The sequence below is a fragment of the Candidatus Omnitrophota bacterium genome (assembly GCA_041649175.1).
Classification (GTDB): Bacteria; Omnitrophota; Gorgyraeia; order Zapsychrales; family JBAZNR01; genus JBAZNR01.
In genome coordinates this window covers 825,085-849,145 of record JBAZNR010000001.1, presented here as the reverse complement: position 1 = coordinate 849,145, position 24,061 = coordinate 825,085, and the positions used below count along the sequence as shown (strand labels likewise).

Sequence of the window (24,061 nt, the reverse complement as noted above, 5' to 3'; positions counted from 1 at the left end):
ATATGCCCGAAATTTCCAAACATACAAAATTAGTAGTCATCGGCGCCGGGCCGGGCGGTTATGTCGCGGCATTTTTAGCGGCCGATCTGGGCGTAGAGGTCACGTTAATTGACGCCGAATCTAATCCGGGCGGAGTATGCCTTTATCGCGGCTGTATTCCCTCAAAAGCTTTCTTGCATATCGCTAAAGTCCTTGACGAAGCACGGGAATTAAAGAACTGCGGCGTTGAATTTTCCGAACCAACGATCAGCGCCTCAAAGATACGCGACTGGAAGCAAAACATGATCTCAAAGATGACTAGCAATTTAGGACAGCTATGCAAACTGCGAAAAATAAATTACATTCAGGGCCGCGCGACATTTGTGGACTCAAAAACACTTAAAATAGACCGTGCCAATGGCGCGCAAGAAAATCTGACATTCGATCACGCGATCCTAGCGACAGGTTCACGTCCGATCACTTTGCCGGACCTGCCGGATTCCAAAAGGATCCTCAATTCAACAACCGCCTTAGAATTAGCGGACATTCCCAAAACACTTCTTGTGGTCGGCGGAGGCTACATCGGACTGGAATTAGGAACCGTTTATGCCGCCTTAGGAACAAAGGTTTCCGTTGTGGAAATGACACCTGGGCTTTTACCCGGAGGAGACAAAGACCTGACAAATATCTTGGCAAAACGTTTACAAAAGGTCTTTCAAGATATTTTGTTGGAAACTAAAGTCACAAAAATCGAAGAAGCAAATAACGGCCTTAAGGTTTCTTTTGAAGCGTCCGATAAAAAACAAACACAACAGGAATTCGATAAAGTCCTTATTGCTATCGGCCGAAAACCGAATTCCAGCGGACTGGGCTTAGAAAATACAAAAGTAAAGATTGATAAAAAGGGCTTCATCCTTATTAATGCCCAACGCCGAACCGATGATCCATCCATTTATGCCATTGGAGATGTTGCCGGAGAGCCTATGCTGGCGCACAAAGCTTCCCACGAAGGACGCGTAGCGGTCGAAGCGATCTTAGGGCACAAGGTTGCTTTTGAACCTAAAGCCATTCCGGCTGTCGTTTTTACAGATCCTGAAATTGCCTGGTGCGGACTCACTGAAAATGAAGCGCAAAAACAAAATCGCCCCATTAAAGTCACTAAATTCCCCTGGGGTGCTTCCGGACGAGCCACAACGCTCAACCGGCCGGAAGGAATAACCAAGCTTATCCTTGACCCGGAGACACAACATGTTTTAGGTGTCGGAATCGCCGGTGTTGGCGCCGGAGAATTAATTTCGGAAGGGGTCTTAGCCGTTGAAATGGGAGCCTTGGCAAGTGATATCAAATTAAGCATCCATCCTCATCCTACACTCTCAGAAACATTCATGGAATCAGCCGAGGTATTCTTCGGACAAAGCACGCATTTGTATCGCCCGCCAAAAACATCTTAAAAATAGTTGAGCCGCGTTTTTCTTTAGAAAAACGCGGCTCAAAATTTACCTTCTTTTCATTAAAACTTATATTTCTTTTCCTGTCGCTAGCTTCACTACCTTTTTAATATCATCCATTTCAAACGGTTTTTTTAAACACGCGATCGCTCCCAGTTCTTCGGCTTTGCGTCGCTTCTCATCGACCGAATAACCGCTCATCATGACAATAGGAAGATTCGGCGCGATCGCCTTAATGTTTTTTAGCGTGTCGATGCCGTCTTGCTCCGGCATCACAATATCCAAAAAGACAACATCAAAACTCTCGCTTCGCAAGATCTCTAAAGCCGCATTGGCTGAATCCATAACACAGATCTTGTGCCCGCTATAACCTAAGGTAAAATCAAAAAGGTCACCAATAACTTTTTTGTCGTCTACGACAAGTATTTTCAATTTCTCATTCATTATTTTTCCTTTTAAAATCAGCCGCATTATACTACGAAATAAAAAAGTTAAGTAGCAAAATCCTTCTGATCCGCTACTTTGAAACCGGCGGAAGCATAATGATAAAAGCTGTTCCTTGGCCCGGATGGCTTTCAAATTTAATTTCTCCGCCGTGCTCCGCCACCAGGTCCTTGCAAAGCGCTAAACCGATCCCGGAACCTTTTGTCTTCGTTGAGAAAAATGGTTCAAAGATCTGATGCTGGTCTTCCTCGGGAATACCGGGGCCGTTATCCTGGAACGTAATAACGACCTTGTTCATAACCGCGTCGAATCTTGTCGTAATTTTAATGATCCGGTCTTCCCCTTTTGCCGCTACCGACAATGCCTGCATCGCATTGACCAAAATATTCATGGATATCTGTTGGATATGGACCGCATCGGCATAGACCAAGGGAAGATTTTCCGCAAAATTCAGGCTCCAGTTAACACGCTTAATGCGCAATTCATCGGTTAAAAGGTCCGTCGCTCTTTTGATGCTGGCGTTCACATTAATATTCTCTTTTTTGATCTCCCGATGGCGGATAAGCTCCATAAGATCTTCTAACATATCTTTAAGATACACCGCTTGCTCTTCAATGATCTTGATCGGCTTATAAAAAGCATTGTCTTCTTTCATTTCTTTTTTGACAAACCGGGCGAAACCGTGAATGGCTGTAACGGGCTGGCTGACTTGATGCAGAATTCCCGCGCTTAAACTAGCCAAGGCAGAAATTTTTCCGGTTTCAATAAGCTTTACCTGGGTTTTACGTAATTCCTCTACTATTTTTGACATCTCTTGTGTTTTCTCAGCAACCTTACGCTCCAATTCCCTGGCATAACTTTCGACCATCAAATTCCGGTACTTGATGATCGAAAACGTCATGACCACAACAAAGATGAGCGTCGCGATATACCCGAAGGGATATGTTTTAATGCCGTAGCTCGCTAAAATATCGAACGCGCTCAAGGAAACAAAAATAAAAGCAATGATGAGATATTCCGTTCTTTTCTTATCAAGTTTCTCGGTGAGGCTAAAATAATATTTTATGAGATTAAGCAGCCCTAGGATGGGGCAAAATAAAATAAAAATAAGAAAAAGCGGCTGCCATGTCCCCGCCTCAGGGTGAAAACCCCACGGATAATTTCTAACACCGCTTAAAAAACCTCCGGCCCACACCAGTCCTATGAATAATACCGAAACAATATACGCTCCCTTAATAAAGCGCTGTTCTGATTCGTAACGATTAGTATACGCTAAAGAAATATGCAGAAGTGTCGCCGGAAAAACAACCAGCCCCGAATACATAATGCGCGTCCAGAAAAATGCTACCTGTTCTATTTGGGCATTAAGCACAAAACTATAGCCAAAAAGCCAGATCGTCGAACTGGCGCACATATACAAAAGAGAACGATTGAATTGCGTTTCTCTCTCTAGGCTAAAAGCGAAAAATCCCAATAAAAAAACAAGGCTGGCAACAATGATCGGAGGAACAGAATAAGGATTGAAGTCATAGTGGTGGGCCGTAATAATATTAGCAATATCTATCATCGGTAGTATTTTAGCACTAAAATGAAAATGCTCCTATGAAAGTATCGGCGAAACTTTATTCCAAAATAAAATGAGCTTCATCACCTATTTTTATACCCAAACGGTTTGCGGCACCCGCATTGACTTCAAGGACATAACGAGATAATTCTTGGCCCGGGCCATAGACGGGGCATTGTTCCTGCCGGCAAGGCGGCGTATTTTCTGAAATATAAATAACTTTTTTATCCTCGCTGATCCAAATAATATCCAAGGGCATTAAAGTATCTTTCATCCAAAAATCATACGTATCATTTTGCGGAAAAATAAAAAGCATCCCCGCATTGCGATCCATATTCTCCCTGAACTGCAGCCCCTTTGTTAACTCACCTTTGGTTTGCGCTAACTCAACATTGAGGCATTGTTCTTGAAAGCAAACTTGGTTTTGCCCGGCGGCAAGATCACGATCGGATGCGCATGCGGTTAAAAATAAGAAACTGAACAAAAAACACTTTCGAATTATTCTTAAAAAAAAAGCCGCCAAATTATTTCTCTCCCGTTAAATTCAAATAATCTCTAAATTCCAATCCACCGGAAATCTCCTGATTGGCCGCCGATATTCTCTTGCTGGTATAGGGATGCGTCCGCCAATAATTTAATTCTCTGGAGGTATCTTTTTCTTCTAACTTTTTTAGCCGTTTTAAGAAATTAGCCATTCCATTTGGATCGTACCCTGCCTTCTGGGCGTATTTAATGCCAAGCCTGTCTGACATAAACTCATCTTCTTGTGAATACGCGGTGAACATGGTCGCGAACGCCGCGTCAACTCCTTGGGCTAAATTAGCACTGCCGGATTGGACCGCGAGAAGCTTCAAAAATGTGTACCCATACATGGCTTCGATCTTTTTCATGGCGTGTTTGGCCGTGATATGCCCCACCTCATGGGCAATAACGCAAGCAAGCTCATCATCGCTTTCAGCCTTGTCAAGAATGCCGCGAAAAATATAAATGAATCCTCCGGGAAGGCTCACCGCGTTAACTTTGTCGTCGTCAATGATCTTCACCGTATAAACCAATTCCTGGCGGTCGCAAACCTCAACGATCTTTCGGGCAATATTCGAAACTCGCTCGTTAAGGTCGATATCGGTATTGATCTTGAACTGTTTATCAAATTCCCGGGCGATCGATTCTCCGATACTGACCTCTTTGTCCGTTCCGTATAAAAGCGTTTCTTGTTGTTGCGTGGCTAAATTATATTCGGTGGCACATCCGCTGAACATAAAAATAACAGCCAGAGAGAAAACATGAACACCAACTTTCCTTAGCATCGCGCAAAGCCTGGCGACCGGAAGGCCCACCACATTAAAATAACAGCCTTCGATCCTGCGGATAAATAACCCACCCTTATGCTCAATGTCAAACCCTCCCGCTTTATCCAGAGGAGAAATAAAGCGATGGTATGAATCGATCTGCTTATCCGATAATGAGTTCATAAAAACCTTCGTTTTTTCGCATCCTAAAATGATCTTTTTTGTCGTTGTGTCCATAACCGCCAGTCCTGTATAAACCCATTGCGGTTTACGCGAAAGGGTTTTGAGCATTCTTTTTGCATGAATAAGGTCTTTAGGCTTTCCTAATATCTTTTTATCTCCCGAATAAACAAGCGTATCCGCGCCGATCACGATAGACTCAGGAAATTTCCGGGCAACATCCCTGGCCTTTCGTAGCGCATTATCTTTCACTAAAGACGCGCAGGTTGTTTTGATGCGATTTGATTCCTTGATGGCACTTGGAGAGACAATGAATTTTAGGCCAAGCAGTTTGAGCAGCCTTTTTCTTTGAGCAGAATTGGAAGCTAAGACGATACGCTTACGATTAACCATATTTGATATTTTTTAAAGCCCGGCCGATCATTTACGAAAGAAAATCCGCAGCGGTAAAAATAGAGACGAGTTCGCAATTTCTTTTGGCTAAGGCCTCCCGCGCGCCTTCATTTCTGTCCACAATGCAGATGGCCTTATGGGCCGTCAGACCTTCTTTAGCTAAGACATCTAATGACTCCATAAAGGCCTTTCCCGTCGTGGCAACATCATCGATCAGAATGATCTTAGCATTCTTGGATAAAATAGGGCCTTCTATTTGCTGCTGTTTCCCGTGTGGCTTGGGAGCTTTGCGGATAATAAAAGTGTTAACCGGCCGGTTGGCTTCGAAGCTCAAAACTCCGATAGCGCCCACCAAGGGATCGGCTCCCAGCGTTGGGCCTCCGATCGCGTCAATTTTTTCATCACGGATAATATCCAAAATGATCTTAGCGCACAAATACGCGCCCTGGGCTTTAAGTGTTACCCGGCGGGCGTCGATATAGTAATTGCTTTCTTTTCCGGAAGAAAGAATGATCTTCTCTTTAAAGAATGCTTCACTTTTAATTAACTCAAATAAGGCCTTACGGTCATTGCTGGCGGTTGTCATCGGTTGATATCCTTTGTTATTCCGTTTTGGGAACTTCCAGCTTACGCCTGGTTAGTTCGTTTAAAAGTAAAATACGATAGCGCACAACACCTTTATAATCTTTGTATTCTTCCGGCATAAATCCGGATGTCGTATAAAATGCCTTGGATGCTTCTAATTCAACAACGGTATCAATATAGGCGTTGGTCAATTCCTTATCGGACAATGCCGTAATAGCTTCCTCATTTAAAACCTTCACCTCTAGCTGATAAGCGGCGGCATAAGACACGGCTAAAAAGAATACAAAAAGCAAGAAAATCGTCTTTTTCATCCAACACTCCTTTTTTGCAAGAGCCCTTATTGGCCCTACGGAAGATCGCTCAAGTGTTCTTTATTTTATATCGGCACACCGATAATATCAATGGGATAAATTGCTCTTTTATTAAAGTAGCGCACAAAAATACACCCCCAAAAGCTCCTTGTGTTTGACACGTCCTAACCCTCATGTTAAAATAACCGCTGTGTTAAAACAATTTTTAGAAGGGCTTTGGGGGCTTTTATATCCTAGCAACTGCCTTGTCTGCAAAACTTTCCTGGGAGCAGATCATCAAACGCAAAACCTTTGTTCCAAATGTCTTGCGGCCCTTAAGGTCAACCGGCCGCCATTTTGCCCTCAGTGCCCGCACCCTTTGGTACAGCAACATGATGAGTTTTTCTGCCCAAATTGCCGCCAATTCAAATATGATTTTGACCGCGCTTGGGCCGCCATATCGTATAACGATGCCGCTAAAGAGCTTATTCATTTGTTCAAGTACAAAAATAAAACTTCTCTTAAAAAACACCTCTTGGAGTTCTTGTGTTCATTTATTGAAAATTATTCGCTAGATATGTCTCGTTTTGATATGATTGTCCCTATCCCGCTGTCTCGTGCCCGGCTGAGAGAACGAGGATACAATCAAACGCAGTTGTTAAGCGAAGGCCTAGCGCAAAAATTCTGCCGCCCTCAATCGCTGGGAAATCTTACGCGCGTTCGGCACACGCAAAATCAGGCCTTGCTAAAGAAGCAACAGCGCTGGACAAATATTTCCGGCGCCTTTAAAATAGAAAATCCTGAAGAGTTCCATCAAAGATCAATATTGATCATTGACGACCTCTTTACGACGGGAGCAACGGTTTCGGAAGCCGCGCGCGTCTTAAAGGAATCCGGCGCGAAACACGTTGAAGCCTTAACCCTAGCCATCACCGAATAACATTTAAGAACTTATGCGGATCCTACGAAATTATATTTTGCTTGAATGTATCCTCCCCTTTTTTATCGCCCTGGGGGTTTTGACATGTGTTTTCCTTTTAGGGAACCTCATCCAACTCGCCAATCTGGTCATTAATAAAGGTGTTAGCGTTACCGCCGTTGCCAAGGTTTTCGTATTATACGTCCCTCTTTTATTAGGCTACACGCTTCCCATCGCGTGTCTGACAGCCATTATTTTGACGTTTGGAAGGTTTTCCGCCGATAATGAGATCCTAGCCATGCGCGCCAGCGGTATTCGCTTACACAAACTTCTCTTTCCTTTGTTTGTTATCGGAATTATGTTAAGCCTTTTTTCCGTTATTCTAAACGAGCGCATTATTCCTTACGCGCACCATGAACAACGTAAGATCTTAAAAGATGTCGGAGCAAAAAATCCGGCCGCATTTCTGGAAGCCGGAACATTTATCCACGCCTTTAAAGATCAGATCCTTTTTATTTATCGGATAGAGGATAATAAACTTTACAATGTCCGCATTTACCAGCCTCAACCCGACCGGCCTACCCGCACCATCATCGCCAATGAGGGAGAATTTACGCCCGTTCCCGGAGAGACCAAGATCAAATTAAAGCTGATGAACGGAACCTCCGACGAACCAAATTTGGATAGCCCAAATAGTTTTTATAAACTTAACTTTAAGAATTATTTTATGACCCTCGATCTGTCGAGCGGCGAGAGCAAAAATGTAGAAAAGAAACCCAAAAGCATGTCGCTTAAAGAACTGGGCGAGAAGATCAAGGAACTTAAAGCGGCCTCTGTTGACATCTCCCCCTTGGTCACAGAATATCATCGTAAGATCACTTGGTCATTTTCGGCGCTGATCTTCATCCTCTTGGGTTTTCCTATCGCCGTCATCACGCACCGTCGGGAGAAAACAGCAAATCTCGTTTTAGCCGTTTTGTGCGCGGCAGTTTACTATTTATTATCGTTAGGCTGTGAGGCTTTAAGCGTACAAAACATTACGCCTCCGGCCATCACCATGTGGGCGCCCAATATCCTTGGATTCCTGGCGGCCTCTTATCTTAATTACAAACTATGCGTATCTTAGACCGCTATATCATTCATTCTGTCATCAGGATCTTTTTTGCCACCATTTTCATTTTCTGTTTTCTCTATATCCTGATCGACGTCGCCAGTAACTTAAATGAAATCATCGACCGAAAAGTCCCTTTTGAGATCTTACTTCAATATTATCTTTCTTTTTTACCGATCATCTTAGTTCAAACATCTCCCATCGCCTGTTTGATCGCCAGCATTCTCACCTTTAGCCACTTAAATAACAATAATGAGATCATCGTTTTACGGACCGGAGGCTTAAGTTTCTGGCAGATCACCAAGCCGGCTATTTATTTTGCTCTCATTGTTTCTGCCGGTATTTTTGTCTTGAATGAGCGATTTGTCCCTACCGCGACCGCCAGCTCAGAGGCCATCCGCAACGAAAATATCATTTTAAAAGTTGATAGCGAACAAAGAAAAAAAGCCAAAATAAAGAATTTGACCTTTTATGGATTAAAGAATCGCCTCTATTTTATCGACACCTTTGATCCGAATGATTGGACTTTAGAAGGCATTACCATTATCGGCCATGACAATGACCAGAGAATGCGCGAAAAAGTCGTTGCCTTAAAAGGCAAGTGGACAGGTATCGCGTGGAAGTTTTATAAATGCCAATTAACAACTTTTGACGCTTCGGGGATGAATATCGTGGAAGAAACAAAATACTTTGAAGATAAATTGATGGATATTAAAGAAACTCCTCAGGATTTTGTCCGGCAAAGGCTGGATGTTTCATCGATGAACATCCGCCAACTTGATGAATACATCAAACGTTTTTCTCACAGCGGCGCCTCCAAGGCGTTGCATAATTTGCGCGTCGATATGCATCAAAAGATCGCTTTTCCTTTTTATAATATCGTTATTCTGTTGGTGGGCTTGCCCTTGTCGCTGACAACCGGCAGAAGAAAAGCTCTGACATTTACTTCTTTGGGGATCGGGATCGGGATTGGATTTATATTTTATGTGGTCAACGCTGTGGGCCTTGCCTTAGGAAAAGGTGGAGTTCTTTTCCCTGTGCTTTCGGCGTGGTTGTCGCCTATCATTTTCTTGATCATTGCCGCTTATCTTATCCGCACAAAATTCTAAGCTGATTATTTATAGAAGCGTCTGAGGCGGGAACCTAAACTACAGGTGATCTCGTAGTTAATTGTTTGGGCAAACGAAGCTAAATTGTCCGCGGTAATCTCATATTTTCCTTGTCGGCCCAGCAAAACAACCTCATCGCCGACTTTAACACTTTTAAGTCTGGTAACATCAACCACGATCTGGTCCATCGTCACTCGCCCTAAAACCGGACAACGTTTTCCATTGATAAGAACAAAAGCCGCGTTGGAAAAAAGGCGAAAATACCCGTCGCTATAACCGATAGGAAGCGTTGCTGTTTTCATTTTTGTCTTGGCGATAAAACTACGGCCGTAGCTAATACTCATGCCCTGCTTTATTTCTTTTACAAAAATGACCTTTGATTTTACGGCTAAAGCCGGCCTTAAGGAAACTTTTCTGTAGAATTGCTTATCGGGGTACATTCCGTAAAGCATCAGCCCCGCACGGACTAAATTAAAATGCCCAGCCGGATAACCGATAATCCCGGCGCTATTGGCCGCGTGAACATATTGAAAACGAATGCCTAAGCTACTCATTTTTTCAACCAGAGCTGAAAATATTTTGATCTGTTTTTGTGTAAATGCTTTATCAGTATCTGCCGATGGAAAATGGGTATAAATTCCTTCCAAGTTTAATGATTCCAATTTCCGAACCTTTAAAATAAAATCCACGGCCTTTTCATGCCAAACGCCTAAACGCCCCATACCGGTATCAATTTTAATATGAACGGATATTTTCTTTCTTAAGTTTCGCGCAGCACTATTGAGAGCTTGCGCTGTCTCGATATTGCAAATGGTCGCGGTTAAATTCGCTTTAATAAGCGTTGCGGCGGCTTGCGGCAAGATGTTTTCAAAAACCAAAATTGGCTTCTTTGTTCCCGCTTTCCTTAAAAGAATTCCTTCGTCAATATCCGCGACCCCAAAAAGATGCGTTCCCTTTTTATCAAGAAGCTTAGCTGCCTCGATCATGCCATGTCCATAGGCTTGCGCCTTAACAACGCAAAGTACTTTTGTTGCCGGTTTAAGGCATTTTTGGACCGCGCGAAAATTATGGCCGACCGCGCCAAGATCAACTTCGGCCCACACGGGGTGATTAAGCTTTTTGATCTGTTCTTTTTTAAAACTATCCATCATTTTTGTACCTGGCAATCATCCGCATAAAGATAAATGGGAACTATTTTTGAAGCCAAATCATACTTTTTCTTTTTAAATCGTTCAGCGGCTAAATAAGCCAAATGGCTTGCCTTGGGATGCCAATATTTCTCGTCTAAATACTGAAAATTGTCCCTGTCGCCTGCTTCGGGTTCTTCTTGCCATATTTTAACACCATCTCCTAAAAGAACGGTCCTTTTGTTAATTTTTTGCTGAATACTTTCCCGGTCAAGCAGAAGATAATCGGTTTTTCGCTTCAAAAGGCCGTTTTGCTTTTCATAAAAACAACAATAGAATAAATTACGCTTCGCATCGCATAACGTACAGATCTGCTGTGTATATTTTTCCGGAACATTCATCGCCAAAATATCTAAGCTGGAAATGCCCGCGATCGGCTTTTTGGTCGCGAATGCTAAGCCTTTAACAGTCGATAGGCCAACCCGTAAACTGGTGAACGACCCCGGGCCTAAGCCCACGGCAAAACCATCAAGGCGCGCTAAACTCATTTTCGATTTTGTCAAAACCTGGATAATTGCCGGCAGAATAGATGAAGATAAAACATCTTTAAGCTTCATGTTTCGCTCAAAAATGATTTTCTGATCTTTTAAAACCGCTATACTGAAATTCTTGGTTGATGTTTCGAGGCTTAAGATATTCATTTGATAAATTCTTTCAACAATTCTTGGTAACGGCTTCCCCGCGCGGATATTTGAATAAGCCTTTGATTGTTCTTTTTTAAAGAGATTTTAACGCTTAAATGATTTTCCGGTAGCAATTTCTTTAACTTTTCGGCCCATTCGACGATAGAAACTCCTTCGCCGTAAAAGAATTCTTCGTAACCGATCATCAAAATCTCATCAATATTATCCAAGCGATAAAGATCAAAATGGAATAAAGGCAATCGGCCTTTATGAATATTTAGCAGAACAAATGTCGGGCTGTTCACAGAATTTTTAGAAACGCAAAGGCCCTGCGCAATCCCTTTAGTGAAAGTTGTTTTTCCGCTTCCCAAGTCTCCAAAAAGACAAATAATATCGCCTTTCTTAAGGCATCTGGCTAAGCGCTTGCCCAGCTCAACTGTTTGCTTCGCGTTTTCTGAAATGATTTTGGTAGTTCTCATATTAGAAGTGAGAGAAACTTTTTGGCTTTAATGCGATTCGCTTCCCGGATCCGCTCACAATCGTTAACTTTTCTTTTTCGTCAACAATATCCCCAATATACCAAAAAGGAAATCTGTTTTTCTTCATTCGAATAAGCTGATTGGCCTCTTGGGATGATAAAGTAAAAAGGAGCTCGAAATCTTCCCCATCGTATAAAGCATTATTTAAAGTAGCACCTTTTGTTTTCGGAATAAGTTTTTCATAAATGACCGCCCCAACACTACTTTCCTTTAAAATATGGCCCAAGTCTCCGCAAAGCCCGTCGGAAATATCGATCATAGATGTCGGTTTAAACTCACGAGCCAGATACTGCGCCGCGTCAACTTTAGGCGTAAAACGTAAATGTTTTTTTGTTACGAATGATTTTCCTAAAGGCCCACTGACAAAAATTCGGTTCCCCTTTTTGGCGCCACAGCGCAACAAAAGGTTTTCTTTAAAAACATTTCCTAAAAGTGCAATGTTGATGACTATTTTTGCGCTTTTCACCGTATCGCCGCCGACAATGGAAACGGAAAATTTTTTCGCCAAGCGATTGATACCTTGATAAAGTTCTTGGACAAACCGCAAATTTAAATTCGGCGGCACACCAAGAGAAATAACCGCGCAGCTTGGAATTCCTCCCATCGCCGCGATATCGCTGATATTGCACGCCAAAGATTTATGTCCGATCGATCGCGCGTTCATCGAGCGAGTAAAGTGAACTCCTTCCACCAACATATCAGTCGTTAGCAAAAGAAGTTCTTTGCGTCCAATATCCAAAACGGCCGCGTCATCACCTATTCCTTTAATGACATTTTTGACCGGAGAGGAAAGTATTTTGGCGGCCAATTCAATAAATCCAAATTCGCCGACATCTTTTAATCTTGTTTTCTTAAGGCGGATCATTTTATGAGAGTTTTTTTATATTTTTCTTAAACGAAGGACGGATAATGCCACGCTCAGTAATAATGGCCGTGATAAGATTATGATCGGTCACATCAAAAGCGGGATTAAAAACTTTAACGCCGAAAGCAGCCACACGCCGCCCGGCAATATGCGTGACTTCATCTTCGTGGCGCTCTTCGATTGGGATTTGCCGGCCGCTTGCAATAGAAAGATCGAATGTCGAGAAAGGCGCCACCACATAAAAAGGAACTTTATGATATTTTGCTAAAATAGCTAAATTATATGTTCCGATCTTGTTGGCCGTATCTCCGTTAGCGGCAATGCGATCGGCTCCGGTAAATATCGCATCAATTCTTTTTTGCTTGATAACTGTTGCCGCCATATTGTCACAGATAAGAGTCGTCGGGATCTTCGCTTTGGTTAATTCCCAGGCGGTTAATCGCGCTCCTTGCAATAGCGGTCTGGTTTCGCAGGCATAAACGCTAAATTTTTTTCCCGCTTTTTTCGCGCTGTACATAACACCCAAAGCTGTTCCATAATCAACCGTTGCCAAAGCGCCGGCGTTACAGATGGTTAGAAGGCGGCTATTATTTTTAATAAGCCGCGCGCCAAAATCACCCATTTTCCGGCAGGAAATCTTATCTTCGTTAAAAATAGCGAACGCTTCTTTAAGCAAAAGTTTCTTTAGTTGCTCTGTATCGACTTGCGGATGCAGAGCCAAAACTTTTTTCATTCTTTCTAAAGCATTAAATAAATTTACCGCGGTGGGGCGCGAACTGCCGATATAATCACAAACTTTAGAGAATTTCTTTTCAAACTCCCGGCGGCTTTTGGCGTTAAGATCTTTAACGCCTAAAAAAACGCCGAAAGCCGCCGCAACGCCAATAGCCGGTGCGCCGCGCACGCTTAAGGTTTTAATCGCCCGACAAACATCTTTTATGTTGCGGCACGTCATCACTTTATATTCAAGCGGAAGCTTTCGTTGGTCGATAATTCGAATGGAATTATTTTTCCATTTGATTGTTTGGATAGGCATAATTATTTAGAAGCGGTCTAAATTATTCTTTTCTTAATTTGCTATCCTTAAGCCAAAATCAGTACTATAAATCCCAATTACTCCAAGATCTTCAGAAACAATATTTATCGGTCGTATATGTGTATACTCAACAAATCCAATTAAACACAGCAAAATTGGCAAACCATAATTAATAAAATTCTTAAACCATTGCATTGCAGAAATTCGAACTAAGACTGCCCACACTCGTTTAATCATGTCGCCTCCTTATTAAATTCCGGCAATACATTGCTTAATTCGTCTAATTAAATTTTTGGCCCTTGGAGCTCCCTATTCCGTTGGCATGCTTATAAGAAACTTATTTAATTCTGCTTCAGCTTCCTGCATAGATCGCTTGATGGAACTCTTATAGTCATCAATATCACAATCCATGCTTAGTTCGCTTCTTATACAAGAAATGGCCTCTGTTTCTAAATCCACCATGCCGACTATTGCAGCAAAACATTTGCTTGAGAAACGCTTAATAAGAGAATTTAATTCATGGTAATTTTTTGTTCGCTCTAAGAATAATTTATCGAATTCTTGGGTATAAAAATCATTGTTACTTTTCAATTTCTCCCAGTATGCCTGGTCATAATTTCCCTTCAAATTTGCAATAGTCATTTCATTAATAAAAATGTCTCTTTTTTTTGAACAATTATCCATTTGTGTTGACAAAATATTGATTCTTATTCTTAAATCTTCAATAGGTAATTTGTCAGGAAATAGGCTAAAAATTGATTTTGAAATATACATATTTAGGTTAGTAATAACTTTGATTGTATCTATGTTTGCAACAACGGGGATTTTAGAAATACCAGAAGAAATATTTTGAAAATTTTGGTCATTAAAAACATTTAGATCTAAGTTAGGTAGTTTTAGAATAAAATTTTTTACCATAGCCAATTCTTCAACAGCTCTTAAATATATCTCCTTTTTAATATTGTACTCACGCTCTCGTATCCTTTGCACAGTTTCATTATCTAGCTGGACCTTAAGCCGCTTAAGAGCACCGCTATTATTGAGCCAAACACCCAATAATGTAATTAGTGAACCAATTATTGTACCCAAAATTACTTCTGGAATAATTTTTGTTATATCAAACATTAAGCACGCCTTTTTGTAAAATTAATCTTTCCGGTGTAATCCCAGAATTCCGGGGACACCCGCCCCGCAGAGCTCCCGGGGACACGTACCTTTTTACTAAACTTTTCCTTACTCCCTGTCCTTTTTATCCGGAGTTTGAATGCCGAAAAATGTTCCGCCCTTTGGATCAGGAGTTAATTCAACCGGATAAATAATATTTTTCCCACAACTTTCAACAGTCCACTCTTCGGTCACTGTGTCGCCAACAACGCCTGTAACTTTTGTATCTATAATCTGATAGCGGCAATGGGGAGCTTGAGCACGTTCAACCATGTTAATCATATTAACAATATCAGCTTTAAGGCGATTGTTTGCTTGGGTATTGCCGGGGATATTTGCGACGTTTGCCGTAGCACAGCCAGATAATATCAATACCGGTAAAATTACGAATAATCTCATTCGTTCTCCTTTCAGCTTCCAAAGACACGTACCTTTTTAATACTTCCCTCTTTTTCCGTGTTTACGGACGGGGCCACCTTCGTGTTTATGGGAATGCGTTGTGTGAGAAAAATCTTCTCGTCGATGCCCTTTATGCTCATGATCGCGGCGGCCTGAAAACGTTCCGGCGTCTTTACGCTTTGAAAAACATTCCTTGCAGTAAACAGGGCGCTCACCGGTGGGCTTAAAAGGCACTTCGCATTCTTGTTTGCAATCCGCGCAAATCGCCCGGGTCATACTTCTTTCTCTAAAGCTATTCTCTTCTCTGCCTCCTCCATGGCGAGGGCGGTCAAAATGCTCCCCATGAGAAGGGCGGCTAAAAGACTCGCTATGAGAAGGACGGTTAAAAGGCAAGAAGGGCTTTGGAAAACTCTTTACTTCAGCCGGCCTTTGCGAAGATTGATTGATGAGAGTATCGATCTTTTTTTCTAAAAAGGTCAAATGCTGTTCTATCTTATACATCAGATCCGCGACATCCGGCGCGACCTTGGGAGCGGCTTTTGGCGCGGCAGTTTCAGGGGCTTTACGAACAGCAACTTTACGCTTAACGGTTTTCTTCATATTGTTCCTTATGTTAGATTAAATGTTAAGTTCGAAAAAATCCTAAACACTAAACTCTAAATTCTAAACAATATCAAAATTCAAATGACATAAATCCAAAACTAGTGTTTTGAACATTCGGATTTCTGATTTTGAATTTGTTTAAGGTTTCGATATTAGGATTTAGGATTTTCATTATTCTTTGTTTCCAGTCTCGGAAACAGTGCTTCATGAAGTTTTAATTTTGTACCGGGAACGAGGGCGCCCCATTGAGTTGATTCGTCGGGGGCGCCCAACACTTCTAAAACGATTTTGCACTTTGAAGGCATGACGGGCGTAAGCAAAACCGCGCTAATTCTTAAAGCTTCGGTTGCCGTATAAAGAATGGTTCCGGCGCGCGTAAGGTCAGTTTTAGCAACTTTCCAAGGGGCTTGAGACTCCACGTATTTATTGACCATTCGCACCAACTGCAATGTTGCTTCAATGGCTTCCTGCACTTTTAATTCATCAATAAGTTTTTGAGTTTCAGGAAATAATGATTGGGCGGCTTTCTTTATTTCTTCGTCGGCCGCCCCTATTTTTCCCTGATCCGGAATTTTCCCTTCAAAAAGTTTATTAATAAGCCCACTCACTCGGTTCAACAGATTGCCAAAATCATTCGCAAGGTCCGAATTGTAACATTTGATAAAACTTTCCGGCGTAAAATTAGCGTCATTTCCTAAAATCATTTCTTTCATTAAATAATAACGCACCGCGTCAACGCCATGCTGTTCGATCAAATCTAAGGGGCTGACCACATTACCTAAGGATTTGCTCATCTTCGCTTCCCCCGTCATCCACCAACCATGAGCGAATATCTTTTTGGGAAGAGCAACGCCCAGCGACAATAACATCGTCGACCAATACACCGAATGGGTGGTAAGAATATCCTTACCTATTAAATGCACATCCACCGGCCACCATTTTTGAAACTTTTTATCATCACTGCCAAAACCAATTGCCGAGATATAATTGACCAAAGCGTCAAACCAAACGTAAGTGACATAATCTTGATCGAAGGGAATTTCAATGCCCCAGTTAAGGCGTGATTTGGGACGCGAAATACACAAATCCCCTAAAGGCTGGCGCAAAAAACCTAAAATTTCATTACGCCGATGATCGGGTGCTATAAATCCGGGATTTTTTTCGATATGTTCCTGAAGCTGTTTTTGATATTTACTCATCTTAAAGAAATAATTCTTTTCTTTAAGCTTTTTGACTTCCCGAAACTTGCCTGACCTATTTTCTTCTTCCGTTATAAAACGTTCTTCGGCGACCGAATACCATCCTTCGTATTCGTCCGTATAAATATCGCCTTTGTCATAAATTTGTTTTAAGCAGTCCTGGACAACTTGCTTGTGGCGGCTTTGGGTGGTGCGGATAAAATCAGAATATTGTATGCCGAGCCTTTCCCATAATTCGAGAAAGCGCGGCGCCATTTCATCGACGTGGGCTTGCGGCAATAATCCTTTTTTCTCGGCGGCCGATTGCACTTTTTGGCCGTGCTCATCAAGCCCCGTTAAGAAAAAAACCTCATCGCCCGCCGCCTTATGATAGCGCGACAGACAATCCGCGAGAATCGTCGTATAGGCATGGCCGATATGCGGCTGATCATTGACATAGTAGATCGGTGTTGAAACGTAGAACTTTTTAGTTGTCATTATGTTTATTGAAAAATATCTTAGAGACTTGGCCTTCGCCCACATCCACCAAAGCGTATCGTTTTAAAATATTAATATCAATGACTCTCCCCTTGCCTTGCGGTGTGGTTATTTTTTCTCCCACTCGAGGCAGGTCTTTAGCATATTCGCGGTAAACGGAAAATTCATACGCCATACAGCATTTGATACGCCCGCAAACGCCCGAAATTCTGGATGGATTTAAAGGAAGATTTTGATCTTTTGACATCTTGATCGTTAGGGGGTGAAAATCTTTCATATACGATGAACAGCAGAATTCCCGCCCGCAAATCCCGTATCCTCCGACGATCCTTGCTTTATCGCGCACACCAATTTGTTTTAATTCGATACGTACGCGAAATATCTTAGCGAGATCTTTGACTAGTTCGCGAAAATCCACTCTGCCTTCGGCCGTAAAAAAGAAAATGATCTTACTGCCGTCAAAAGAATATTCGCATTGGGTTATTTGCATCTCCACTTTGCTTTCTTCGATCTTAGCCGTACAGGTTTTAAGCGCCTCTTTGGCTTTTTTGCGATTATCCTCGACCTGCAACAAGTCTTGCACGGTGGCAATGCGCAAAATCTTTCCTTCGATATTTTCCGGCTTAATTTCTGCCTTGATGAGATCTTCGCTGACCATCTGCCCATATTCCATACCGCGGTCAACTTCCACGATTACATAATCCCCATAACGAACAGATACCTCCCCGCACTCAAAGAAAACAACGGGACGAAATTCACCGATCTTAACCTCTATGATCTTGGACATAGCCGCTCCTTTGTAATGGCTAAAGCGATTTTAATATTGAAATTATCTTCCGAAAGCTCGATCATTTTTGAGAATTCCTGCAAGATGATGTTAAGTTCTTCGACGGAATAGACAGAGACTAAGCGCTTAAGGTCATCAAGGCGATCTGTGTTAATGAGACGGATCTGAGCGATCCCCATTTTGATGAAAAGGATATCACGAAACCAGGTTAAAACAACTTTTAATGCTTCTTTGGTCTTTTCTTTATCGCTTAGGATAAGGCGCAAATCATTAGGCGAGCTTTCCGGATCTAAGAAGAAATCAATAATGGCATTTTTTTGTTTTAAGATCATTTGGCTGTCCATACGATTTGCCTTCCCCAAAGACCCTTCCGTGAAATACGCTAAAAAGTGCGCGCTTTGTTTATCTAAGCCGGCGCGTTTGCACAAATGCTCTTCTAGGTCCTTAGGCGTAGAGAGCGAAAAATGGATGATCTGGCATCGGGATTTAATGGTGTCTAAATTCTTTTCCGAAGACGCGGTCGTCAAAATAATAAGGCTATTTGCTGACGGTTCCTCTAAAGTTTTTAAAAGCGCGTTGGCCGCTTCCAGCGTTAATTGTTCGGCATTCTTAATAATAAATACTTTCTTCTCAGCTTCAAAGGGCCTAAGCTGGATCTTATTGATCATATCGCGAATTTGTTCTATTTTTATCGATGTATTATCTTCGGAGCTGACAAAATGCACATCGGGATGATTGCCGTTTGCGATCTTAACGCACGACGCGCACGCCTCGCATGGCGCGCCTGCTTTAGGGTTCTCGCAATTGACTAATTTCGCGATCGTAAAAGCTGTAATGGTTTTCCCGGATGATGCCGGCCCGATAAAAAGATAGGCGTGCGCTAAACGTTTATTTTTTATAAATTCAGCAAAACGTTTTACGACCGGACTATACGCAATATTTGTTTCGGTGATCATATTTTTAAAAATCTATTGATAATGGCACACACACTTTTTTGTATCTCTTCTTTGCTCGCTAAAGAATCAATAACGCGTATACGTTTTGGATTTTGTTTGGCAATTTTTAAATACCCCTGCCGCACACGGTTATGGTAATCCAAAGAACGGCTTTCGATCCTATCTTTCACCCGCCCTGCTCTGGCTAATCCTTTTTTGACATCAATATCAAAAAGAAGCGTTAAATGAGGGCTAACATCCTGTGTCGCGAAACGCCCGATCATTTTGATCAATTCAATATTCACTCCGCAACCGTAGCCTTGATAGGCAAGCGTGGAATCTAGAAATCGGTCGCAGACAACCACTTTTCCTTTACGCAGCGCCGGCAAGATCACTTCTTCGACGAGCTGGGCGCGCGCCGCCATATAAAGAAGTGTTTCGCAGACCTTGGTCATTTTTTTATTTTTGACATCAAGAAGGATTTGGCGCACTTTTTCGCTAATATTAACTCCACCGGGTTCACGAACGTGCAAAACATCCATTTTCTTCCGGCGCAGATAACGGCACAATAGTTTTGCCTGTGTGCTTTTTCCAGAACCCTCAAAGCCTTCAAAAGTAATGAATATTCCCTTTCTTACGCCCATCTCCAAACCTGCCCTTCTTTAGTATCTTCGACGATCACGCCTTTTTTCTTTAAGACGTCTCGCAATTCATCGGAACGTTTGAAATCCTTGTTTTGCCGTGATTTTTTACGGTCATTTAAAATATCCTCTAATTCTTCGGATAATATCTTCTCGGTTTCTGCGGTAAAAAGCCCGAAAATATTCTTTGCCAATTCTTCTACGAGGCTGACAGCCTGATCAATAGCAGCGATATCAGAAGCAGTTTTTTTATCTTTGCTCAAAAGTTTATTCGTTTCATTAATGAGGTCAAAAAGAGCGGCTAATCCTTGCGGCGTATTAAAATCATCGTCCATCGCGGCAAGAAAATTATTTTTTGCTTCTTCCACAAAATTAACGACGGAAGAGCTCTTGATGTTCTGATCCTTGAGAACTTCTGCTGTTTTCCAGAATAAAATATCGAATTTCTGTAAGGCTTTTCGGGATTCTTCCATTTTTTGCTCTGTAAAATCAACGGGGCTGGCATAATGCGAAGACAAAAAGAATAATTTTAGCTCATCCGGCGTATATTTCTTCAAAATATCGCTCACCGTAATAAAATTTCCCAAGGACTTTGCCATCTTTTGCCCGTTAATGGTCAAAAGCCCGTGATGGATCCAATATTTGGCGAACGGTTTTTGCGAGAGCGCCTCACTTTGAGCGATCTCATTTTCGTGATGAGGAAAAATGAGATCCCTGCCCCCGGCGTGAATATCCAAGGTTTCACAATGTAAGTGTTTAAGGCTCATCACCGAACATTCAATATGCCAACCCGGACGCCCACGTCCCCAGGGACTATCCCAAAAAGGTTCATTGTCTTTAGATTTTTTCCAAAGGGCAAAATCAAGCGGGTCTTTTTTGCTTAAATCTTTTTCGATCCTGACCGCATCGATCATTTTTTCAATTGACTGGCCGGATAATTTTCCGTATTCGGGAAATTTACGAACGCTAAAATAAACATCTCCGCCGGCCGCATACGCGTAACCTTTATCGATAAGCCCCTGGATATGTTCGATCATCTCGGGAATATTTCTTGTCGCTTGAGGTTCTTGGTCCGCGGTATCAATATGAAGAGCCTTTAAATCCTGATAATACGCTTCAATGTTAGCCTGCGAGACTTCTTCGCTTTTCTTATTTAATTCATTGGCCTTATTGATAATTTTATCGTCGACATCCGTAATATTGCGGACAAAATTAACCTTAAATCCGCGGTATTTTAAATAACGGCGTATCATATCAAACACATACAGACTGCGCGCGTGACCAATATGACAAACATCATAAACCGTCACCCCGCACGTATACATGTTGACGGTTCTTCCCTTCAAGGGGATGAATTCTTCTTTTCGCTTGGTCAGTGAATTATAAATATGGACGGCCATAAAATAAAAAGCACTTTCTGTTATTTCATTTTATCTTCGAGAGAATTGATCTTTTTGCTGAGTTCTTCGATTTGTTGCATCACGGGGTCTAAAACGTGAATATGGTCCATAGCCGTATCTATTTTCTTTCCGTCTTGTTTGGTAACCCGTCCGGGAACGCCCACCACGGTGGAATTAGATGGGACATCTCTTAACACCACCGCATTGGCCCCGATATAGGAATTATCGCCAATCGTAATATTACCTAAGACTTTGGCTCCGGTTCCGACGACAATATTGCTCCCCAGAGTAGGATGGCGTTTTCCTTTTTCTTTTCCCGTCCCGCCTAAGGTCACGCCCTGAAAAAGTGTTACTTCATCGCCCACAATAGCTGTTTCCCCGATCACAACTCCCATACCGTGATCAATAAAAAACCCTTTACCAACTTGCGCGCCGGGATGAATTTCAACACCGGTCAAAAAACGCGCCAACTGTGAGATCGCCCGAGGAAAAAAAGGAATGTGCATTTTCCATAAGAAATGCGCAATGCGGTAAAAAATAATAGCGTGCAAGCCCGGATAAAGCAAAACGATCTGCAAAGTCCCTTTAGCCGCGGGGTCTTTTTCTTTGGCCGACCTGACCTCACCGGAGAAAATAACGGAGATCAGAAAAGCAAAAACATATAACCCGGCGATCACAAAAAGAATAGTATAAAAAATGTCTGTCATGAGATTCTCCTTAATTCATAAATTCACATTATCTTGAAACAATAACGACCGCATAAGCGGCCATGGCTTCTTTAACGCCGCCAAATCCTAAGCCTTCCTGCGTTGTCGCTTTAATATTAATCTTACTTTCCGCTAAAGAAAGCGTTTGGGCGATTTTGGAACACATTTTCGGTTTAAATGTTTTCAAATTCGGCTTTTCAGCGATCACCACAGAGTCAACATTATGGATCTTAAAACCTTTTTTTTGAACGAGTTTCTTAACCTGAGATAAAAGAACTACACTGGATATTCCTTTATAACGTTTATCGGTGTTAGGAAAATGTTCACCGATATCGCCTAAGCCCATTGCGCCCAAAAGCGCGTCACAGATCGCATGAAGCAAAACATCCGCGTCAGAATGGCCCAACAATCCTTTCGCATAAGGAATATGCACGCCGCCTAATATAAGCTTGCGTCCTTTAACCAAGCGATGAATGTCATAACCAATACCGACGTGTTGCATTTTATTTTTCCTTAGATACCAACAGCATCTTAGCTAAACTTAGATCTTCCTGTGTTGTGATCTTGATATTGCGATAATCGCCTTTGACAACACTCACTTTAATTCCCAAGCGCTCAACCAGCATCGCGTCGTCCGTTGCTTTTAATGTTAAATTTCTTTTATGCGCTTTAAGAATAATATCTTTTTTAAAAACTTGCGGTGTTTGGATTTCCCATAATAGATCCCGAGGAATTGTTCTTTGCACGATGCCTTTCTTGGGGTCAACTAGCTTTATCGTTGATTTCACCGGAACTCCAACAACACATGCTCCTTTTGTTTTTGCTGTCCGCACAGCAGAAGAAATAATTTCCGAATTAATGAACGGACGCGCCACATCATGAATAGCGACTAATTGGGTATCCTTATCAAGTACGTTTAACCCGTGCCTTACCGAATCTCTGCGTGTCGCACCGCCGATGACAACCGCTTTTACTTTTTTCCAACGGAATTTCTCAATAATGCGCGCAAAATCCTTGAAGCTTTCTCGATGAACAACGATGATAATTTTATCAATGAGCGGACACGCCTCAAAAACTTTCAAACAATAAGCATAAAGCGGCTTTTGATCAAGGCGAATAAACGGCTTAAGAACGGAACTTTTTAAACGCGCTCCCCGTCCGGCTGCCACAATGATGGCTTCTGTTTTCATCAATTCATTTCACCTTGGCAAAAACCATTCGGCCGGCTTGTGTTTGCAGCACGGATGTTACTTCAGCCTTTATCTTCTGGCCGATAAACTTTCTAGCATCGGTCACCACGATCATCGTACCGTCATCCATATACCCAACAGCTTGGGTTGCCTCTTTACCTTCTTTAATAAGCCGCACTTCAATCGCTTCTCCGGGAAACACCACGGTTTTAACCGCGTTGGCTAATTCATTGACGTTAAGCGTTGAAACTCCCTGGATCGCGGCAACACGGTTAAGATTAAAATCTGTCGTGCATATTTTCGCATCCAGTATCTTTGCAAGACGGATGAGCTTACCGTCGACATCCGTTCCGCCGGTAACATCATCTTCGTGGATATGGACATCAATGCTAGAATCCTTTTGCATGGTACGCAACATTTCCATCCCGCGCCGTCCGCGTTGCCGTTTTAAATTATCCTCGGAATCCGCGATATGCTGTAATTCTTGCAGAACAAATCGCGGAATAACCAGGCGTGCTTCTAAAAACTTTGTTTTATAAATATCGGCTATTCTTCCATCTATAATGGAACTGGTGTCTAAGACCAAAACATCCTGCTTAACATCCTGGCGGCTGAAACGCACATACGGAATAATGATATTGAATTCATCTTTACCGCGCAGTGCCATAACAGCTCCCAAATAAGAAAAAACCAGCGTTAAAATGACCTTTAAAATAGAATTAATAAATTCGCCTAGGGGAAGAAGTGATAGAATATCCGTGATCAATTTAGCCATAATGATCCCCAGGACCAAACCGAAAACCATGCTGGACAGTCCCCGGACAGAAACCCGGCGCATATTGGCTTCCAAAACGATCAAGACAATACCGCAAACGGCTCCCAAGATAATTCCGATCAACGGCTTGTCGCTCATCATTCCAATTTGATACCCAACGATCCCGCTGATCAGCAAGAAGAAAAACCTTACGAATAAAAGGGTCATAACCCACACTTCCTTT

Annotated in this window: 27 protein-coding genes; 4 read left to right on the top strand and 23 right to left on the bottom strand. The window is 42.2% G+C overall.

The window, feature by feature from the left end; all coding sequences use genetic code 11:
• Positions 1-2: 2 nt before the first annotated feature.
• Positions 3-1,430, top strand: a complete 1,428-nt coding sequence (gene lpdA / locus WC676_03475; GenBank protein MFA5059667.1) for a dihydrolipoyl dehydrogenase — start codon at positions 3-5, stop codon at positions 1,428-1,430.
• Positions 1,431-1,496: 66 nt separating this feature from the next.
• Here the strand turns inward: lpdA and WC676_03470 are convergent, their stop codons facing one another.
• From WC676_03470 to WC676_03445, 6 genes are all read right to left on the bottom strand, one after another.
• Positions 1,497-1,871: a response regulator gene (locus WC676_03470; protein MFA5059666.1), complete on the bottom strand. Its 375-nt coding sequence runs from the start codon at positions 1,869-1,871 to the stop codon at positions 1,497-1,499.
• Positions 1,872-1,944: 73 nt separating this feature from the next.
• Complete coding sequence (locus tag WC676_03465) at positions 1,945-3,438, bottom strand: ATP-binding protein (protein MFA5059665.1); 1,494 nt, start codon at positions 3,436-3,438, stop codon at positions 1,945-1,947.
• Between the two features lie 55 nt (positions 3,439-3,493).
• Positions 3,494-3,919 (bottom strand): DUF192 domain-containing protein, encoded by a 426-nt coding sequence (locus tag WC676_03460; GenBank protein ID MFA5059664.1) that lies wholly within the window; start codon positions 3,917-3,919, stop codon positions 3,494-3,496.
• A gap of 40 nt (positions 3,920-3,959) precedes the next feature.
• The gene (locus WC676_03455; GenBank protein MFA5059663.1) at positions 3,960-5,297 is read right to left on the bottom strand and encodes a Maf family nucleotide pyrophosphatase; all 1,338 of its coding nucleotides are present in this window, start codon (positions 5,295-5,297) and stop codon (positions 3,960-3,962) included.
• Between the two features lie 31 nt (positions 5,298-5,328).
• Positions 5,329-5,883 (bottom strand): orotate phosphoribosyltransferase, encoded by a 555-nt coding sequence (gene pyrE / locus WC676_03450; protein ID MFA5059662.1) that lies wholly within the window; start codon positions 5,881-5,883, stop codon positions 5,329-5,331.
• A gap of 16 nt (positions 5,884-5,899) precedes the next feature.
• A complete protein-coding gene (locus WC676_03445; protein ID MFA5059661.1) occupies positions 5,900-6,193 on the bottom strand; it encodes a hypothetical protein in 294 nt (97 codons plus the stop codon).
• Between the two features lie 154 nt (positions 6,194-6,347).
• On the opposite strand from WC676_03445, the gene WC676_03440 reads away from it, so the two are divergent.
• Genes WC676_03440 through WC676_03430 form a run of 3 tightly spaced genes read left to right on the top strand, consistent with a single transcriptional unit; the run spans position 6,348 to position 9,311 of the window.
• Entirely contained in the window at positions 6,348-7,112 is a 765-nt protein-coding gene (locus tag WC676_03440) for a ComF family protein (protein MFA5059660.1), read from the top strand.
• A 13-nt stretch (positions 7,113-7,125) separates the two neighbouring features.
• Positions 7,126-8,217 carry an LptF/LptG family permease gene (locus tag WC676_03435; GenBank protein ID MFA5059659.1) on the top strand — a complete coding sequence of 364 codons (1,092 nt, stop codon included), beginning with the start codon at positions 7,126-7,128 and terminating at the stop codon, positions 8,215-8,217.
• The gene (locus WC676_03430; GenBank protein MFA5059658.1) at positions 8,205-9,311 is read left to right on the top strand and encodes an LptF/LptG family permease; all 1,107 of its coding nucleotides are present in this window, start codon (positions 8,205-8,207) and stop codon (positions 9,309-9,311) included. Before WC676_03435 ends, WC676_03430 begins: the two co-directional genes overlap by 13 nt.
• A gap of 5 nt (positions 9,312-9,316) precedes the next feature.
• On the opposite strand, the gene alr is transcribed toward WC676_03430, so the two are convergent.
• The 17 genes from alr to WC676_03345 all read right to left on the bottom strand — a co-directional run bounded on the left by alr (position 9,317) and on the right by WC676_03345 (position 24,045).
• Entirely contained in the window at positions 9,317-10,462 is a 1,146-nt protein-coding gene (alr, locus tag WC676_03425; protein MFA5059657.1) for an alanine racemase, read from the bottom strand.
• Positions 10,459-11,139, bottom strand: coding sequence for a tRNA (adenosine(37)-N6)-threonylcarbamoyltransferase complex dimerization subunit type 1 TsaB (gene tsaB, locus WC676_03420; protein ID MFA5059656.1), 681 nt, complete (start codon positions 11,137-11,139; stop codon positions 10,459-10,461). Before tsaB ends, alr begins: the two co-directional genes overlap by 4 nt.
• The gene (tsaE, locus tag WC676_03415) at positions 11,136-11,600 is read right to left on the bottom strand and encodes a tRNA (adenosine(37)-N6)-threonylcarbamoyltransferase complex ATPase subunit type 1 TsaE (protein ID MFA5059655.1); all 465 of its coding nucleotides are present in this window, start codon (positions 11,598-11,600) and stop codon (positions 11,136-11,138) included. Before tsaE ends, tsaB begins: the two co-directional genes overlap by 4 nt.
• Before the next feature lies 1 nt (position 11,601).
• Positions 11,602-12,525 carry a thiamine-phosphate kinase gene (gene thiL, locus WC676_03410; GenBank protein MFA5059654.1) on the bottom strand — a complete coding sequence of 308 codons (924 nt, stop codon included), beginning with the start codon at positions 12,523-12,525 and terminating at the stop codon, positions 11,602-11,604.
• A 1-nt stretch (position 12,526) separates the two neighbouring features.
• The gene (mtnA, locus tag WC676_03405) at positions 12,527-13,561 is read right to left on the bottom strand and encodes an S-methyl-5-thioribose-1-phosphate isomerase (GenBank protein ID MFA5059653.1); all 1,035 of its coding nucleotides are present in this window, start codon (positions 13,559-13,561) and stop codon (positions 12,527-12,529) included.
• Positions 13,562-13,870: 309 nt separating this feature from the next.
• The gene (locus tag WC676_03400; GenBank protein MFA5059652.1) at positions 13,871-14,686 is read right to left on the bottom strand and encodes a hypothetical protein; all 816 of its coding nucleotides are present in this window, start codon (positions 14,684-14,686) and stop codon (positions 13,871-13,873) included.
• Positions 14,687-14,794: 108 nt separating this feature from the next.
• On the bottom strand, positions 14,795-15,124 hold the full coding sequence (locus WC676_03395; GenBank protein ID MFA5059651.1) for a hypothetical protein: 330 nt from the start codon (positions 15,122-15,124) through the stop codon (positions 14,795-14,797).
• Positions 15,125-15,160: 36 nt separating this feature from the next.
• Positions 15,161-15,724 carry a CxxC-x17-CxxC domain-containing protein gene (locus tag WC676_03390; protein MFA5059650.1) on the bottom strand — a complete coding sequence of 188 codons (564 nt, stop codon included), beginning with the start codon at positions 15,722-15,724 and terminating at the stop codon, positions 15,161-15,163.
• Positions 15,725-15,879: 155 nt separating this feature from the next.
• Positions 15,880-17,403 carry a methionine--tRNA ligase gene (gene metG / locus WC676_03385; protein ID MFA5059649.1) on the bottom strand — a complete coding sequence of 508 codons (1,524 nt, stop codon included), beginning with the start codon at positions 17,401-17,403 and terminating at the stop codon, positions 15,880-15,882.
• On the bottom strand, positions 17,393-18,190 hold the full coding sequence (gene ricT / locus WC676_03380; GenBank protein MFA5059648.1) for a regulatory iron-sulfur-containing complex subunit RicT: 798 nt from the start codon (positions 18,188-18,190) through the stop codon (positions 17,393-17,395). Before ricT ends, metG begins: the two co-directional genes overlap by 11 nt.
• Entirely contained in the window at positions 18,175-19,146 is a 972-nt protein-coding gene (gene holB, locus WC676_03375) for a DNA polymerase III subunit delta' (GenBank protein MFA5059647.1), read from the bottom strand. The genes ricT and holB overlap by 16 nt, the downstream gene beginning before the upstream one ends.
• The gene (gene tmk, locus WC676_03370) at positions 19,143-19,769 is read right to left on the bottom strand and encodes a dTMP kinase (GenBank protein MFA5059646.1); all 627 of its coding nucleotides are present in this window, start codon (positions 19,767-19,769) and stop codon (positions 19,143-19,145) included. Before tmk ends, holB begins: the two co-directional genes overlap by 4 nt.
• Positions 19,760-21,166 (bottom strand): cysteine--tRNA ligase, encoded by a 1,407-nt coding sequence (gene cysS, locus WC676_03365; GenBank protein MFA5059645.1) that lies wholly within the window; start codon positions 21,164-21,166, stop codon positions 19,760-19,762. The genes tmk and cysS overlap by 10 nt, the downstream gene beginning before the upstream one ends.
• A 20-nt stretch (positions 21,167-21,186) precedes the next feature.
• A complete protein-coding gene (epsC, locus tag WC676_03360) occupies positions 21,187-21,801 on the bottom strand; it encodes a serine O-acetyltransferase EpsC (protein MFA5059644.1) in 615 nt (204 codons plus the stop codon).
• Between the two features lie 100 nt (positions 21,802-21,901).
• Positions 21,902-22,375: a 2-C-methyl-D-erythritol 2,4-cyclodiphosphate synthase gene (ispF, locus tag WC676_03355; protein ID MFA5059643.1), complete on the bottom strand. Its 474-nt coding sequence runs from the start codon at positions 22,373-22,375 to the stop codon at positions 21,902-21,904.
• Position 22,376: 1 nt separating this feature from the next.
• The gene (gene ispD / locus WC676_03350) at positions 22,377-23,063 is read right to left on the bottom strand and encodes a 2-C-methyl-D-erythritol 4-phosphate cytidylyltransferase (GenBank protein MFA5059642.1); all 687 of its coding nucleotides are present in this window, start codon (positions 23,061-23,063) and stop codon (positions 22,377-22,379) included.
• Positions 23,064-23,067: 4 nt separating this feature from the next.
• Positions 23,068-24,045 carry a PIN domain-containing protein gene (locus tag WC676_03345; protein MFA5059641.1) on the bottom strand — a complete coding sequence of 326 codons (978 nt, stop codon included), beginning with the start codon at positions 24,043-24,045 and terminating at the stop codon, positions 23,068-23,070.
• Positions 24,046-24,061 lie beyond the last annotated feature (16 nt).